The following is a 14062-nucleotide window of genomic DNA, read 5'->3' as shown; positions in this document are numbered from 1 at the left end:
ATGCCGAAGACGGGACCGTGTATAAACGCTGCCGCCGGTGTGGCAAGGATGACGATCAACGCGGCGAAGGGACAAGGGGCGATTTCAGCTCCTGGGTGGGGCCAACTGGAGGGTGAGGTCCGGCCGTGCCTCAAGTACATGGATGCCTAACGGTTGTGGTGCTCTAGCTAACACATGCTCTTGGCTGTCTGCAGGATTGCGTCCTCCATCTCGGGGACGAGCGGAGGCGCGTCTGTGACGTTCAGTTCCTGGGGCGGAAGCACCGCAGCTACCGTTACCTGCTGTTGGCCGTCCAGGGAGGAAACGGATTGGACGCTGTACGGGCCACCACCCCCGGATACGAAGACGTGGCCTGCGCCCGGGCAGACATCGCCGCTTAGATAGATGCCACCCAAAGGAAACGGCTCGGCCTCAATCATGCCCTTCCATGTTTCCTCGCGGATGAGCCGGCCCGTGGTGAGCGCCGCCACGAATCTGCTGAGGTCTTCAACGGTTGAAATGACCCCGGAATCAGCCGACCCGGCCACCGCGTCAATACGCGTGAAGTCGCGCCTGTTCCCGTCCTCCAGCACGTACCCATGCAACATGCGCTCGGGGGGCTGCCCTGCCGCCGCCAGGTGGGTGTTGCCCATTCCTGCCGGCTCAAACACATCCTTGGCGAGCACCTCTGCGAGTCCGCGGTTGTGTTTGCGTTCCAGGAGCCAGCCCAGCACTTCCCAGTCCGTTGCAGACCACGCAAAGTAGGACACGGGCCCCGGCGGCAGGTTCACCCCCGCTGCGATTCGAAGCCGTTCCTCGAAGCTCAACGGGCGCGTCTGGAGCTCGTCCAGGCTCCTGGATTCAATCAGGGGTGGAAAGTAGTCGGGCAGGCCGGAGGTACTGCCCAACAGGTCCCGCACGGTTATCCGGTCCCATGCCGGGAAGATCGCCGTGAACTCGGGCAGATGGGCGGCGACGGGATCCTCCAGGCGCACGGTGCCGGCCTCCGCCAGCTTCATCACGGACACGGCCACCATCGGCGTCCCCGCCCCGATGATCCACGTTCTGTCCGTGGGGACCGCCTTCGTGTTGGACTCCAGGTCTTTCACCCCGGTGGCCCGTAGCTCTTCCTGGTCACCATCCCGGACATGGAAGACCACAGCAGGCGCTCCATGAGCGGACGCATCGGCGACAAAAGCTTCCAGCACCGGGGCAAGCTCCGCAGCAGGGGTGGTGGCGCTTCCGTCAGGGGTGCCGAACGTGCACCCGGAAAGTACAAGAACTACGGCCACCACTGCGGGCTTCCCCTTCGTCACGGAACCGGACCCCAGGGGTTGCCCGGGCAGCCAGTGGTGCCCGATATTAAGCCTGTACAGCAGGGCCCGGATCATGACCACTCCTCTCCGAGAATGTGTCGCCCAGCCCACTACTAATTATGTTCCTGAAACCTCTGGCTAGTTCCTTCAGGAACCTGAGCGAAGGAGCTCATCGGAGCCCGCTTTTGGCCGTGGTGACAGGTACGACGGCGGGACGCGCCGCCGTCGTACCCGTCACCGCCCACACGGCGTGGGGCTATTGGACCAGCGTGGCCCAGGACTCCAGGAACTTCTCAGCCATGTACGCGTGACCGGCGGAGTTTGGGTGGGCCCCGTCAGCGTCGAATGCCGGGCTGTTGGCAGCTGTGAACCAGCCGGCCTCAAGGGCGTCAATAAATGGTGCGCCGGCAGCTGCGGCACCGGCGCGGACGGCGCTGTTCACACCGCGCAGTTGCTCCGCGAGGGGTTGTGGCGCCGACGGCCCAAGCACCACCACCTGGACTCCCGGCCAGAACCTGCGGGCGGCCTCAATGGTCTGCGTCGTGGCAGCAGTGACTTCTTCAATATTGGTAACCTGGGAATCGTTTTGTCCTCCCTGCAGAAGAAGGACGTTGGGCACGAACGCGGGGTTGGCGGCAATTTCGCGCAAACGAATTTCGTACTCGCCGGCCAGCTCGTCCTGCCCGCCGCCCCAGGCGAATCCGGTCCCGGACACGCCGTCAATGTTGGTGGGGTATCCGAGCTGCCCGGCAACCAGGTACGCCCACCCCTGGTCCGGCTGGTCTGCACCAACACCGGCCGTATACGAGTCGCCCATAACAAGAAGGACGGGCTCGGCCGGCAGCGCAATTCCCGGTTGTGCCGCTGTTGCAGGGCCCGTGGGTGTGGGAGCCGGAGACGTGGGAGCCATAGAGGCAGTCGGCGTCGGCGCGGCCACCGAAGCGCGTGCCGTCACGGGGACGGCCTCATCCACGCCGCGTGGACCCATCAGGGCGATGGCTGCCACCCCGAAGGCGGCCACGGCCAGCACGAAAAGTGCGGCGTACTTGATCCATTCCTGCATGCGCCCGCCGTTTCCCATCACGGGCACATCTTACCGGCGGAAGCGAGTCCATCTGGGCAGCCGGCCGCTTGCGGCTTCGATCGCCGGGGTAAAGAACCGTGCGGAAAGAGACCCGAAGCGGGGCTCTTCTTCTGCTCACGACGGCACCGCTGCTAAAAGGGTTAACCAACCGTGACCTTCCGGTCGTTCCTTCGCCGCGCAACAGCCATTACTGTCGACTCCACCATCCGGACACAACGGAAAAGAGGCGACGATGAGCATCGACATCGAAATTGGTAGCAGCCTCAGCAATGAGGACGCGGCGCACTTTGCGGCCAAGACTGAAGTCATCACCACTGCGATGCAACGGGTACGGGAAGCGCACGCAGCATACAGCTGGGCGTGGACAGACGAGATCCGCTGCCGGGGATGCAACGCCAGTCTCGACATACCTCTCCTCGCCAGCACGCACGCCAACGCGGACAAGGCCTTTCAAGCACACCAGGCCGCCGAGCTGGATGCCCTGCTGGCTGCCGGCGGCATCAGCCCGGCAGGCCAAATCCTGAAGGCTGCCTGAAACAGCTATAGGCGTACGACGGCGGCACGCGCCGCCGTCGTACGCCCCACCTCAGGAGCGGGCCGGCTGCGATATCGGCTAGGAGTGTGCAGGCCTTTCGTTACGAAGCGGAGGAAACCGGTGGCGGGGGCTGGTCTGCCGGCACGGCGGAGCGCCAGGGAGCGCGCCACTCAGCGGCGTCCCACCCATCCATGATGTAGATCCGCTCGTGCGCAACCCGGTCGCCCCTGAATTCCAAGAGATTGACAGTGAACATCCAGGGCGCGCCGTCATAACTGATCAGGTTCTCCACGACCACAAGGTCGGCACGATGGCTGATTCGCCGTGTGTGGAATTTGAGCTTGGCTGGGTACCGGCGCCGCCATTCGCGGAAGTTCTCCACGCCCTCGAACCGTTCCCCGGACTGAGGGAACTCCAGGACTGCATCGTCGTGGTAAATCTCGTGGGCAACGTCCTCGTCCTTGCCTGAGTACTCCCAGTGACGCCGCAGGGCCTGCATGAGGTCCGCCTCTTCGAGCATCACGCGCCTCCTTCAACCAGGGAGTAATGGTAGCGCCGGCTCCATCTCGTGGACAGGGCCGCCCCCAACAGCCGCCCGCCGTGTACCTCGACCATCCCCGAAGCTAGAGCAGTAACGCCGCAGTAACGCCGCTGGAAGTAGTTGTGGGACATCGTTCTCCACGAACGTCAGGGCATCTGCCGTAACCCGGACAGAAAGCGAAGGGACAGAACCATGAGGAAGTTTGCGGGGCGCCTCGCGACCCTGGCCGTTGCTGCCACCGCACTGGTGGCCGGCTCCATAGCCGCGCCGGCAGCCGCACATGAATCCGAAACACTGGACTACGTAGCCTTCGGCGATTCCTACACGTCAGGCATTGGCGCGCCGAATGTCAGCGTCTCCCCGCTCTACCCCGATAATCCGGCGCCGTGCTATCAGGCATCGCCGGGCTATGTGAACGTGCTGGATGACCGGCCCGACGTGGAACTCGCAGCCAACGCCGCCTGCGCGGGCTGGACCGCCGCGATGGTTCCCCTCCAGGTAAATGTGGCGTCGGCCGCCGGCCGGCTGGATGCTGAAACGGATCTGGTCACCATCACGGCCGGCGGCAACGACGTCGGCTTCCAGGGCATTCTCGAAGCCTGCCTCAAGCCCAGCCTGTTGGACGATTGCAAGCGGGCGGTCAAGGCCGGCGAAGCACTTGCCAGGACCAAGGTTCTGGCCGCCCTAACCAATGCCTACGAGGCCATTCGCGCCAAGGCCCCCAACGCCACGATCGTCGCGCTGGGATATCCGTACCAGTTCTCCCCGGAATTCGGCGACCAAACCTATATCACCGACGAAGCGGCCAAGGTCTTCAACAAGGGCACGGACACCTTGAACAAGGTCGTCAGGAAGGCTGCCAGGCAGGTCTCCGGGACCGTCTACGTCGACGTCACTGACGAGTTCGACGGGCACGGGATCGGCTCGCCGGCATCCTGGATCCACTTGCCCGGAAGTGACGCCGGCTTCCACCCCACTGAAACCGGCTACGCCAAGGGATACTACCGGGCGGTCGTCCGCGAGGCGGGAATCCGGGCTTTGCAGCACTGACGTCTGAAGAGAACGAACGACGGCGATGGGCATTTCTGCCCATCGCCGTTCTTCGCCGTCTCCAGTACGTTCAACGGGTGAACGAAAAGTCAGCTCCACCCATCCCCACCGCACCTGCCAGCTTTGGCGGACCGTACCAGGGAGGACAACAGGGCGGATACCAGCCGGACCCCTATGGACACCCTCCTTCTGCCACCGCCCCGGGGATCAGTGAAGCGGCATCACAGCCCTTCGTTACTGCCGGTGATGACACCTCCTTCGTCATTACGGTCTCCGATGGGAACACCGTGAAGGTGGGCTTCATCGACGCCATCTACACTCAGGAGATTCCCGGCATGTCCTACATGAAGCCGACAAACGGAGGTTTCCTCGCCATCAATGTCTCCTGGGAGACGCTGACCGGAACCAGCCTGGCCAGCTCGTCAAACTTCGAGGCCTACGACGCCGACGGCAACGAGGGCGAAGGAATCTACCTGGAGGACGGGCTCGAGGGCCTGCCCACCGAGGAAGTCGCCGCCGGCGATGGACGCCAGGGTGTAGTGGTGTTCGACGTCAAGAAGGGCCCCACCACCATCGTGGTCACCGACGACGTTGGCGATAAGGCAGCCACGTTCACCCTTGCCTGTGACTGTTGGCGATAAATGGCGGTGTTTTTGCGCCGCTCCGTGTCGCCCTCGCATCGCTATCCCAGGGCTGGCACAGGCCCGGCAGGCAGTCTCAGCCGGTGCCGGTTTGAACTCACCTCGAAACCCTAGGCTTTTGAAGCGGAGAGGTTTCGAGGCATATCCAGTCGGATTTGTGACCTTCGGGTTTGTGGAACTGGCCGGAGCCTGCGCACACACGATGATTCCTCGGATCAATTTGGAGACGTGCGGGAGCAGAAGCGATACTGGGGCGGTCGTATAGCAGAGTGCGGCGAACTCAAGGCAGAGCCTTAGGTCCCGTCGCTGCAGCAGCTCGGCGACGGGGCGTCTTGAGGTGAACAGCCAACTTTTCGACAGCTATGACGGCCCTCTGCACCGGGAGCTGGTGGCCTGGGTTTTGAGTGGGCAGAGGTTTGTAGTCAGACCAGGCTTGGTTGGCTGGCGAGGATGTAGTCCAGGGCGGCTGGACCGGTCATACGGAGTCCGGGCCGTATGTACTGGTGGTCGTTCCCGCGCCGTTCGTGGATGCCCAGCCGGGACATCGCTGCCCAAAACGATTCGCAGGGTCCGGGGGTCTGTGCGAGGAGTGCGCACCAGCTCAGGTACACCCCGAACAACTGGTCTTCTGTGAGCCTGTGGTCATCGCGCGTATCGGCGGCAATACAGTCCTGAACAAAACGGGCGTAGTCCGGGGTTTTTTCCATCTCTAATTGCTCCTGTTCGTGGACTCTACATAAATGGGGATTACGCATCTGGCGGGCTCGTTACCGCCAGAAAACGCAGATGTAGATGGATCAAGTGACTGATGGTAATGAGTCAGGGGAGCATGGCTGCGTCGCCTCCGTGGTCGCGGATGAGGGAGGCGGCCATGCGTTTGGCGAAGACGGCTGCCTCCCGGTCTCCCTCGACCGCTGAAATGATCGAACCCTTTGTCAGGATGTGGCAGGAGCGGGCAAAGATGTCGGGTTGTTCAAGGCCGGCCTCCACGGCCAGCGTGCGTATGAAGGCCCGGACCTGCGCCAAGTAGTCGATTGATGCGACTCCGAGTGGATGGGCGGGACCCATTTCCAGCAGTGTGCTGACGAAGGCGCAGGCCTGGAAGTCCTCCTGGCGGAACCATCCGTCCAGGACATCGAAAATGGCCAGCAGCCGGCCCGTCGGGCTCTCGGTCCGTCTTGCGGTTTCAGCGATGATTGCCTCAACGGTTAGGTCCTGGTGACAGCGCTCCAAGTAGGCAAGAACCAGTTCATCCTTGGACGTGAAGTGCGCGTAGAACGTCGCTTTGGCGACCCCGGCCCGTGATATCAGCTCGGCGATGCCGACATCGCGGATGCCCCGCTGTAAGAACAGCTGGTAAGCGGCAGCAAGTATGCGCTCCCTGGCACCACCGGTGCTCTGGTGTGGAGGAGCAGGCGCTTCATCAGTGGCGGGTGGAAAGTTATAAGTGTGTCCCATTACCAGCAGACACTACACGCAAAGCAGACAGACCAGTCAGTACAGAAATATAGAAAGGGTACTTACTAAAAATTAGTAATCATGCTTAGTATTGCATCAGTGCTGGTCATCCCAGCAGTTGACCGCGAAGGAAAGAGAGCATGATGACGGAAAATCAGTGGACCAACGTCACAGGGTCCTCGTCCCGGGATCCGGAAGCGACCACCATCTTCGAGATGACCCCGTCCGTCACCCCGGACTTAGGCCCCGGGTCCAAGAAGGACGCAGTGAAGGAACAGGTTTCCAGCGTGGCAGGGCATGCCGCGACCACCGCGCAGGGTGTCGCCCAGACTGCGAAGGAAGAGGCCGCGAACGTCGCCTCCGAGGCGAAGTCCAGCGCGAAGGACCTGTTGTCCCAGGCGAAGTCGGGTTTGTCGAACCAGGCCGGCACACAGCAGCAGAAGGCTGCCGAGGGTATCCGCACTCTTTCCAGCCAGTTGCAGATGATGGCTGAGGCCCCGGAGCAGCAGGGTGTGGCCAGCGACCTTATCCGGCAGGCAGCCCAGCGCAGCGAATCCGTGGCTTCCTGGATCGAGAACAAGGAACCGGGTGATCTCCTGAACGAAGTGCAGCGCTTCGCCCGTAACCGTCCAAGCACCTTCCTGCTGCTGGCCGCAGGCGCCGGTCTTCTGGCCGGACGGCTCACGCGAAGCCTCGCCGCCGGCGTCCCGGACTCACAAAGCGGAAGCCAGTCCAGTCAGGCCCAGCCGCCGGTCCGGGCTCCGCAGGCAGCTACCCTGCCGCAGCAGACCGTGTACGCCACGGGCAGCGGCACTGACCTGTACGAGGAGCCGGTTGTCATCGGTGCAGCACCCGCTTCCACCGCCACGCTGCCCTCAGGCACTGCGGAAGATACCCCGCTGCGGTTCGACGACGAGGTGTATCGGGCCCCCGAAGGACGGCACCTGTGAGCAGTCAGATATCCGAACCCGCGCCCAGCGAGGCGCACCTGAAAGCGGACAACACCTCCCTCGGTGACCTGCTCGGTGAGGTGACCCGCGATCTGTCCACGCTGATGCGCCAGGAAGTCGAACTCGCCAAGGCAGAGGCGAAGCAGTCCGCCTCGAAGGCAGGAAAGGGTGCGGGCATGTTCGCCGGCGCAGGCGTCGCCGGGCACTTCGTCCTGGTCTTCCTGTCCCTGGCGCTGATGTTCGCCCTGGGCGCCCTGATGCCGCTGGGCTGGGCCGCCGTGATCGTTGCCGTGATCTGGGGCATCATCGCCGCGGTCCTGGCCTCGATGGGGCGCAAGGAACTCAAGCAGATCAAGGGCATGCCCCAGACCGGCGAGACAATGTCTGAAATTCCCCCAACCCTAAAACCAGGTGAGGTAAACCGATGAGCGATAACCCGGATGCAATTCGTCAGGAAATAGAAGAGACCCGCGCACGCCTGGGCACCAACGTGGACGCCGTCGCCGACAAGGTTACCCCGTCCAACATCGTCCAGCGCCAGACCGACAAGGTAAAGGGCAGCGTCAAGGACGCCGTCACCGGGGTGAAGGACAAGGTCATGGGAGTCGCCGATTCCGCCACGTCCACTATTGGAGACAAAGTGTCCACTGTTCAGGACAAGGTCTCCTCCGGGACCGGGCAGGCCGGTAACGCCCTGCACTCCACCGGCGATACTCTTCACGGGGCTAAGGACACCGTTGCCGCCAAGCTTTCGGGCGCCGGCACCGCGATCTCCCACACCCCGGCCCAGGTCAAGGCCCAGGCCCAGGGCAACCCGCTGGCTGCCGGCCTGATCGCGTTCGGCGCCGGGATGCTTATCTCGTCCCTGATCCCGGCCAGCACCAGGGAACGCGAAGCGGCCCAGCAGCTCAAGACAGCAGCCGAACCGCTGGCCGGCAAGGTCAGCGAGGCCGCCAAGGACGTGGTCCAGGACCTGAAGGAACCGGCCCAGGAAGCGGTGGAAAGCGTCAAGACCACCGCCGCTGACGCCCTCCAGAACGTCAAAGCCGAAGGCCAGAGCGCGGCCACCGATGTCAAAGACCGCGCCTTCGACGCCAAGGACAACGTCCAGAACATGTGAGCGGCCAGGACAAGGCCCCGAAGCCGTCCCGCAACCCGGCGGGACGGCCAAGGGACACGGACCGCACCTCCCGGCTGGCGGCCCCGGGCAGCAGCGATGCTCTGCGTGACCAGGCAAAGTTTGGGCAAGGTCCTGCGGCGTCTGCAAAGCCTGGGGTTCCTGACTAAAGAACCGGCCCGTGACGGTCGCAGCGCCTACCTTCGCCTCACACCGGAAGGACGGGACGTCCTCAATGCTGCTGAAGACCTGATCCGGGAGGAGACAGAAGCTGAAGCAGCAGATGAGGACGAGTTCCGCCACCAGCTGGAACAACACATCCTCCGTCTGAGGAACACAGAACGAAGCAGCACCGCATGGCATGGGACGACGGAACGGCGGGCACGAACAGAGCTGGGGTCCCGGCACGGACATGAACCGCTAACCACCCATCTCAACGCCAAGACTCACCCCGGCGACAGTACCGAACGAAAGTAGTGGGCCGTCTCAGGTCCACCCAATAAATAAAAAGGAGCACACCTCATGATCAGCACCGAAAACCTCTCCGCACTGACCACCGCAGGCGGCAACGTCGTCGCCTCCGACGGAACCAAGATCGGGTCCATCGGCCAGATTTACGCCGATGATGACACGACGGAACCGACCTGGGTCACGGTCAAGACCGGCCTGTTCGGGAACCACGAGTCCTTCGTCCCGCTGGACGCAGCCACCCAGGAGGGTAACGACGTCGTCGTCCCCTACACCAGGGACAAGGTCAAGGACGCCCCCCGGGTCGCCCCCGACGGCCACCTGGAGCCTGAAGAAGAAGACCAGCTCTACACCTACTACGAACGCTCCGGCGGCGCCGCCTACACCGGCACCCATCGAGACACCACCGACCGGGACGCCACCGATCGTGAAACTACGGCACGTGGCGCGGTGGGGCACGACACCTCCGGCCCCACCACCGATAACGCAATGACGCGCTCCGAAGAACAGCTGCACGTCGGCACCGAAAAGCAGGCCACCGGCAAGGCACGGCTGCGCAAGTACGTCGTGACCGAGAATGTCACCACCACCGTCCCGGTCCAGCGCGAAGAAGTACGCCTCGAACGCGAACCCATCACCGACGCCAACATCGGCGCCGCTTTGGACGGACCCGAAATCAGCGAAGAGGAACACGAAGTGATCCTCCACGAAGAACGCCCCGTTGTGCAGAAGGAAGCCGTCCCCGTCGAACGCGTCCGCCTGGACAAGGAAACAGTCACCGACGAGCACACCGTCACCGAGGAAGTCCGCAAAGAAAACATCGAACTCGACAACGACGGCCGCACCCACCGCTAAGAGGCAAGTCCCGGCCGACAAGCCGACCGTACGAGAGCCCAGGTGGCCCGCTTTCCGTCTCCGGAGGGCGGGCCATCTGGACTCACTGCACAAAGCGGTCGAGGCCTTCCTGTCTTTGATGCCCGGACTCGGAACGGATGCCCCTGGCCCCTTTGGTGGGGGAACAGCGGGCGTCGGGATCCGGGCGCACTAAACTTGCATCGAAACAGCGTCTCAAGCAATGGGGCCAACCAACACGGTGAGCTGGTGAAGGCACCCTGATGCAAGACCCCCGACTCGTTGCAACTGATGACCCATGAGGACCTATATAGGCTGCGGCAGGCATTGGTCTCTGCGGCTTACAAATGGAACAGGCCAACTAAACCCACTCACCGATGCCCCCGCGGGCAGGACCAAAGGCGCACCCGATCATGACGAACCACAACCACAACATTGACCCCTCAACCCTTCCGGCCGTCAGCCAGGGTGACGGCCCATTGGAGGACCTTGACCTCACCCCCGCGGGCCTTGCCGACGCCCCGGCCCACCAGCAGGACCCGGACAGCATCGTCCACACCGGAAACAGCTAAGGGCATGCAATGACCACAGGCACAGCGCGGACCTTCGACGAAATCGTGATCATCTTCAACCCCAACAGCACCGGCGACGCACCCAAGCTCGCCGGGGAGCTGCACTCCGAACTCGCCGGGATTCTCCCCTATGTCGCAGAAATCAGGCTCGAGCCAACGGGTCATGCGGGCCATGCCGTAGAGCTGGCACGTACGGCTGCCAGCAGCGGCAGGGACGTGCTGATCGTTTCCGTCAGCGGGGACGGGGGCTACAACGAGGTCGTGAACGGCGTCATGCAAAGCGGAAACCCCAACGCCGTGTGCGCCGTGATGGCTGCCGGGAACGCGAACGATCACCGACGCACCACCGGCACCCAACCGCTGGAGGACGCCATCGCCGGCGGCGCTGTACGGCGGATCGACCTGCTGCGCATCAAAAAAGGCCAGTCGCCCGATGCCCCTGCCGAATATGCGCACTCCTACATCGGTTTCGGACTGACACCTGTCATGGCCATTGATCTGGAGAAAGGCAGCAAAGGCGCGCTGAAGGAAATGATCTCCGTCATCCGCACTTTCTCCCAATTCAAACCGTTCGAGATCCGCCAAAAAGACGGCAAGCGCCGGAAGTTCGACAGCCTCGTCTTCGCCAACATCGCCCAGATGGCAAAGTACGCCACCCTCAGCGAAGCCGACGACAAGGCATCAGACGGCTTGTTTGAAGTCATTATTTTCCCGCACCGATCAAAGCTGCGGGTGTTGCTTACCGCACTTAAATCCGCAACCCAGGGCCTGGGAGACCAGCCCAGCGTCAGCAGCTACGAATTCACCACGCTCAAACCCATCCCGTACCAGATCGACGGAGAGGTGAATTCGGTCGAGGCGAACACAACCGTCACCATTGAATGCGCTCCCGCTGCCTTGGCAACACTGGGATGAGCGGGCAAAACCCCCAAAACAACAGAAGGAAGACGTTGCACCCTTTAACCGATGAAACATCAGACGCTGGAGCAGCACCCTACCGCCGCACCTTGCCGTGAGCACGTCCCCGCCTGACTCCCAGAATCGTCACCACCGGGTCCTTGACCGCCCACGTGCACTCCTTCGCCGCCCACGGGCTTCCATCCGGTCCAACGTTTGTGCTGCTGCACGGCATCGGCACGTCCCACCGCTGAACTCGCACTTCAGCGTCCCAACTTTGTCTCCCACGTCATACTCCTGGGTCCGGTAGTGAACCCGGCCCGCCGCACGGTTCTCCAGCAGACCCTGGCACTCGGCCGTGACTCCCTGATGGAAAGCCCGCTGGCCAACGCCACGGTCCTGCACGACTACGCCCGCTCCGGCTGCGCTGGTACCTCACCGAACTGCCCGTCATGATGGGCTACAACCTCGAAGCGGCACTCGCCCCGGTGAGCCAACCCACACTGGTCATCCGGGGCTCACGGGACCCCGTCGCCCCCCGAATCTGGTGTGAAAAACTGGCCGCTACCGCCCCTGACGGCCGCTTCCTGGAAATACCGGGAAAACCACACATGTTCCAACACGGCGGTGCCGCCGAGACAACAGCCGGCATCCTAGCCCTCACTAAACTGCCCTGACTCAGCGAGCGATGGGGAGTGGGGCATTAGTCATGCTCTCCGAGATGCACCTAGACAGGCAACTGTTCCTGCAGGAAGCCCGCGAGGTGGTTTCATCGAGGGGACGTGCTTGGTATCTTGTTCGTACTCGTGGTTGAGCAGTCAGCCGGCGCGGCACTCAAGAGAGCGACCGACCATGGCATCCGAAATAGGCTACTCCCATCAAGACACCACACTTGGCCTTACGCCCTCAGGGAGGGTCTTCAAATCCTTCCGGCGCTGGCCGGCCGTGCCGGTATCGGATCTCCTCCGGCTCCGTCACGTGCTCAAACGCCATGTCGAGGCCGACGGATTGGCCGTACCGCAGGAGCTCCTTGACCTTGTTGACGCAGAGTTCGCCCTCCGCTCCGCCTCCCCTGGGGGCATCATTCCTCCCGCCTCAACACCTACTTTTGGAGGCCCATACCCGGAAGCGAGTTAGGACCACCTGCTGCCCCGAGGATGTGGCAGTAGGTGACGGTGGCCCCGAGCAGGGAGGCCGCCGCCGTGGGCCGGTGCCACCGTTTGGGGGGACCGGCCCGCGGTCGTCACTAGATTTGAGACGAGGAGGTTTCGGGAACCCAAGCTGGAAGGCGTGCCTTTCCGCTATGGTTCGAGGTGGGCGTCGCCGGGCGTTCCCGAGGTACCGGCGATGAGCCTGCGAGCGACGTCGTGGAGCTTCAGGTTGCGGGTGGTGGAGGTCGTGCGGAGGATGTTGGACGCTTCCTCCGCACTGCAGCGGTTTTGGGCCATGATGATGCCGCGGGCCATGTCGATGATGGTCCTTTGGTCCCGTGCGGCGGTGATGTCTTCGGTCTGGAGTTCGGCTGCGGCGATTCTGAGGCCCAACCTCAGGGCCCTGGCGGCGACCTCTGCGAACAGTTCAGCGTCCTTGACGATATGTTCAGCGAAGGCGCCAGGTGCGGCGGCGAAGAAACCCAGGGCTGCGGAGGCGTTGGTTCCCAGTTTCAGGGGGACACCCAGGACGCTGGCGAAGCCTCTGTCCGTGAGTTCGCTTCGGAAGCTGGGCCACCGCAAGTCCGCCGAAACGTCCTCGAGCAGTGCCGGTACACCGGTACGCAGCGCGTGGAGGCACGGCCCATCTCCGAGACGTTGTTCGATGCCGTCCAGGAGGATGGCCTGGTCGCTGCTGCCGGCAATCGTGGCCGGACGTTGGCGTCTGTGAAGGGTCATCGAACACTCGATCCGCGCTCCCGTGAGCCGCGTGAGAGTGGTGGCGGCCAGCCTTGTCATGCCGTCGAGGAGGTCCTTGATGTCATCCATGCCAGCGACCATGTCCTGCAGCCGCTCGGTGTTGTCCATGCCTTCGGAAGTGCCCATTTGTGCCAATCTATTACGGAATCAGGCCCCTTCCGAGCCGCAATGCGGATCCGGGCGGAACCGATCCTCGGCGGCTGCTGGTGACCTCGGGCCAGTCTATGAAACCATTGAGTGATCCTAAGCAGCAGGGACACAAGGAGAGCGGCCGGCACCCGAACCCGGGCCGCCAAAGTGGGAGTAGTCATTGTGGAAGACCCACGACTGACAGCGCGATCAATGATCGAACAAGACGAAACTGACGTCAATGAGCTTTGGCTGAAGTACTTCGCCAGCGGCGGCAACGCAAGCCCATTTGAGTTCGAGTCATTTCTGTACGGGGTTATCGAGCCAAGCGCCTTGGACCTGGACCTCCTCGGTCTGGCGGTCGAAGAACTCCACTCCGCGAGAAAGCCTGCTGAGCCGGACAGATGATCTGCCTGAGGGAGCGCTATCACAGCTGCTTGACGCCGGGCGTCCACAAAAGAGCACCGAACTTTACACCCTTACCACGCAGTAATCGGCTGCGCGTACGACGGCGGCGCGGGCCGCCGTCGTACGTTTCACCTTTTGCAAGGGGCGGGTGCCCC

General features: G+C 63.1%; 17 protein-coding genes. 11 read left to right on the top strand and 6 right to left on the bottom strand.

Annotated elements, in window-relative coordinates:
* Positions 1-167: 167 nt before the first annotated feature.
* Together AC5RWA_RS02545 and AC5RWA_RS02540 are read right to left on the bottom strand one after the other, a co-directional pair.
* On the bottom strand, positions 168-1370 hold the full coding sequence (locus AC5RWA_RS02545) for a serine hydrolase domain-containing protein (protein ID WP_494056434.1): 1203 nt from the start codon (positions 1368-1370) through the stop codon (positions 168-170).
* Between the two features lie 181 nt (positions 1371-1551).
* Positions 1552-2376: an SGNH/GDSL hydrolase family protein gene (locus tag AC5RWA_RS02540; protein ID WP_494056693.1), complete on the bottom strand. Its 825-nt coding sequence runs from the start codon at positions 2374-2376 to the stop codon at positions 1552-1554.
* A gap of 235 nt (positions 2377-2611) precedes the next feature.
* Between AC5RWA_RS02540 and AC5RWA_RS02535 the strand changes: the two genes are divergently transcribed.
* Entirely contained in the window at positions 2612-2914 is a 303-nt protein-coding gene (locus AC5RWA_RS02535; RefSeq protein WP_494056433.1) for a hypothetical protein, read from the top strand.
* A 100-nt stretch (positions 2915-3014) separates the two neighbouring features.
* Here the strand turns inward: AC5RWA_RS02535 and AC5RWA_RS02530 are convergent, their stop codons facing one another.
* Positions 3015-3434 (bottom strand): nuclear transport factor 2 family protein, encoded by a 420-nt coding sequence (locus tag AC5RWA_RS02530; RefSeq protein ID WP_494056692.1) that lies wholly within the window; start codon positions 3432-3434, stop codon positions 3015-3017.
* A 213-nt stretch (positions 3435-3647) separates the two neighbouring features.
* Between AC5RWA_RS02530 and AC5RWA_RS02525 the strand changes: the two genes are divergently transcribed.
* Both AC5RWA_RS02525 and AC5RWA_RS02520 read left to right on the top strand, forming a co-directional pair.
* Positions 3648-4505 carry an SGNH/GDSL hydrolase family protein gene (locus tag AC5RWA_RS02525; protein WP_494056432.1) on the top strand — a complete coding sequence of 286 codons (858 nt, stop codon included), beginning with the start codon at positions 3648-3650 and terminating at the stop codon, positions 4503-4505.
* Between the two features lie 77 nt (positions 4506-4582).
* Positions 4583-5146 carry a DUF1942 domain-containing protein gene (locus AC5RWA_RS02520; RefSeq protein WP_494056431.1) on the top strand — a complete coding sequence of 188 codons (564 nt, stop codon included), beginning with the start codon at positions 4583-4585 and terminating at the stop codon, positions 5144-5146.
* A 422-nt stretch (positions 5147-5568) separates the two neighbouring features.
* Here AC5RWA_RS02520 and AC5RWA_RS02515 read toward each other — a convergent pair whose 3' ends face one another.
* Together AC5RWA_RS02515 and AC5RWA_RS02510 are read right to left on the bottom strand one after the other, a co-directional pair.
* Positions 5569-5853: a hypothetical protein gene (locus AC5RWA_RS02515; protein ID WP_494056430.1), complete on the bottom strand. Its 285-nt coding sequence runs from the start codon at positions 5851-5853 to the stop codon at positions 5569-5571.
* Positions 5854-5965: 112 nt separating this feature from the next.
* A complete protein-coding gene (locus AC5RWA_RS02510) occupies positions 5966-6604 on the bottom strand; it encodes a TetR/AcrR family transcriptional regulator (protein ID WP_494056429.1) in 639 nt (212 codons plus the stop codon).
* 143 nt (positions 6605-6747) lie between these two features.
* Between AC5RWA_RS02510 and AC5RWA_RS02505 the strand changes: the two genes are divergently transcribed.
* The 7 genes from AC5RWA_RS02505 (at position 6748) to AC5RWA_RS02475 (ending at position 11916) form a co-directional block, all read left to right on the top strand.
* Positions 6748-7554 carry a hypothetical protein gene (locus tag AC5RWA_RS02505; RefSeq protein ID WP_494056691.1) on the top strand — a complete coding sequence of 269 codons (807 nt, stop codon included), beginning with the start codon at positions 6748-6750 and terminating at the stop codon, positions 7552-7554.
* Positions 7551-7982: a phage holin family protein gene (locus AC5RWA_RS02500; protein WP_494056428.1), complete on the top strand. Its 432-nt coding sequence runs from the start codon at positions 7551-7553 to the stop codon at positions 7980-7982. The genes AC5RWA_RS02505 and AC5RWA_RS02500 overlap by 4 nt, the downstream gene beginning before the upstream one ends.
* Positions 7979-8674, top strand: coding sequence for a DUF3618 domain-containing protein (locus AC5RWA_RS02495; protein WP_494056427.1), 696 nt, complete (start codon positions 7979-7981; stop codon positions 8672-8674). Before AC5RWA_RS02500 ends, AC5RWA_RS02495 begins: the two co-directional genes overlap by 4 nt.
* A gap of 519 nt (positions 8675-9193) precedes the next feature.
* Positions 9194-9994 carry a DUF2382 domain-containing protein gene (locus tag AC5RWA_RS02490; RefSeq protein WP_494056426.1) on the top strand — a complete coding sequence of 267 codons (801 nt, stop codon included), beginning with the start codon at positions 9194-9196 and terminating at the stop codon, positions 9992-9994.
* Positions 9995-10404: 410 nt separating this feature from the next.
* A complete protein-coding gene (locus AC5RWA_RS02485; protein WP_494056425.1) occupies positions 10405-10563 on the top strand; it encodes a hypothetical protein in 159 nt (52 codons plus the stop codon).
* A 9-nt stretch (positions 10564-10572) separates the two neighbouring features.
* Positions 10573-11478, top strand: coding sequence for a diacylglycerol/lipid kinase family protein (locus tag AC5RWA_RS02480; RefSeq protein ID WP_494056424.1), 906 nt, complete (start codon positions 10573-10575; stop codon positions 11476-11478).
* A gap of 291 nt (positions 11479-11769) precedes the next feature.
* Positions 11770-11916, top strand: a complete 147-nt coding sequence (locus tag AC5RWA_RS02475) for a hypothetical protein (protein ID WP_494056423.1) — start codon at positions 11770-11772, stop codon at positions 11914-11916.
* Between the two features lie 845 nt (positions 11917-12761).
* On the opposite strand, the gene AC5RWA_RS02470 is transcribed toward AC5RWA_RS02475, so the two are convergent.
* Positions 12762-13496 carry an ANTAR domain-containing protein gene (locus tag AC5RWA_RS02470; protein WP_494056422.1) on the bottom strand — a complete coding sequence of 245 codons (735 nt, stop codon included), beginning with the start codon at positions 13494-13496 and terminating at the stop codon, positions 12762-12764.
* A 216-nt stretch (positions 13497-13712) separates the two neighbouring features.
* Between AC5RWA_RS02470 and AC5RWA_RS02465 the strand changes: the two genes are divergently transcribed.
* Positions 13713-13907 carry a hypothetical protein gene (locus AC5RWA_RS02465; RefSeq protein ID WP_494056421.1) on the top strand — a complete coding sequence of 65 codons (195 nt, stop codon included), beginning with the start codon at positions 13713-13715 and terminating at the stop codon, positions 13905-13907.
* Positions 13908-14062: the final 155 nt, after the last annotated feature.

The sequence above is a fragment of the Arthrobacter sp. 210 2 genome, assembly GCF_059093025.1.
The sequence above is the reverse complement of the archived record's forward strand: the minus strand, read 5'-3'. Positions and strand labels throughout refer to the sequence as shown.

What these genes read in the sequence shown, in the direction of transcription:
- AC5RWA_RS02545 (WP_494056434.1), bottom strand. Translation starts at nt 1,370, where the DNA reads ATGATCCGGGCCCTGCTGTACAGGCTTAATATCGGGCACCACTGGCTG.
- AC5RWA_RS02540 (WP_494056693.1), bottom strand. Translation starts at nt 2,376, where the DNA reads ATGGGAAACGGCGGGCGCATGCAGGAATGGATCAAGTACGCCGCACTT.
- AC5RWA_RS02535 (WP_494056433.1), top strand. Translation starts at nt 2,612, where the DNA reads ATGAGCATCGACATCGAAATTGGTAGCAGCCTCAGCAATGAGGACGCG.
- AC5RWA_RS02530 (WP_494056692.1), bottom strand. Translation starts at nt 3,434, where the DNA reads ATGCTCGAAGAGGCGGACCTCATGCAGGCCCTGCGGCGTCACTGGGAG.
- AC5RWA_RS02525 (WP_494056432.1), top strand. Translation starts at nt 3,648, where the DNA reads ATGAGGAAGTTTGCGGGGCGCCTCGCGACCCTGGCCGTTGCTGCCACC.
- AC5RWA_RS02515 (WP_494056430.1), bottom strand. Translation starts at nt 5,853, where the DNA reads ATGGAAAAAACCCCGGACTACGCCCGTTTTGTTCAGGACTGTATTGCC.
- AC5RWA_RS02510 (WP_494056429.1), bottom strand. Translation starts at nt 6,604, where the DNA reads ATGGGACACACTTATAACTTTCCACCCGCCACTGATGAAGCGCCTGCT.
- AC5RWA_RS02505 (WP_494056691.1), top strand. Translation starts at nt 6,748, where the DNA reads ATGACGGAAAATCAGTGGACCAACGTCACAGGGTCCTCGTCCCGGGAT.
- AC5RWA_RS02495 (WP_494056427.1), top strand. Translation starts at nt 7,979, where the DNA reads ATGAGCGATAACCCGGATGCAATTCGTCAGGAAATAGAAGAGACCCGC.
- AC5RWA_RS02490 (WP_494056426.1), top strand. Translation starts at nt 9,194, where the DNA reads ATGATCAGCACCGAAAACCTCTCCGCACTGACCACCGCAGGCGGCAAC.
- AC5RWA_RS02485 (WP_494056425.1), top strand. Translation starts at nt 10,405, where the DNA reads ATGACGAACCACAACCACAACATTGACCCCTCAACCCTTCCGGCCGTC.
- AC5RWA_RS02480 (WP_494056424.1), top strand. Translation starts at nt 10,573, where the DNA reads ATGACCACAGGCACAGCGCGGACCTTCGACGAAATCGTGATCATCTTC.
- AC5RWA_RS02470 (WP_494056422.1), bottom strand. Translation starts at nt 13,496, where the DNA reads ATGGGCACTTCCGAAGGCATGGACAACACCGAGCGGCTGCAGGACATG.
- AC5RWA_RS02465 (WP_494056421.1), top strand. Translation starts at nt 13,713, where the DNA reads ATGATCGAACAAGACGAAACTGACGTCAATGAGCTTTGGCTGAAGTAC.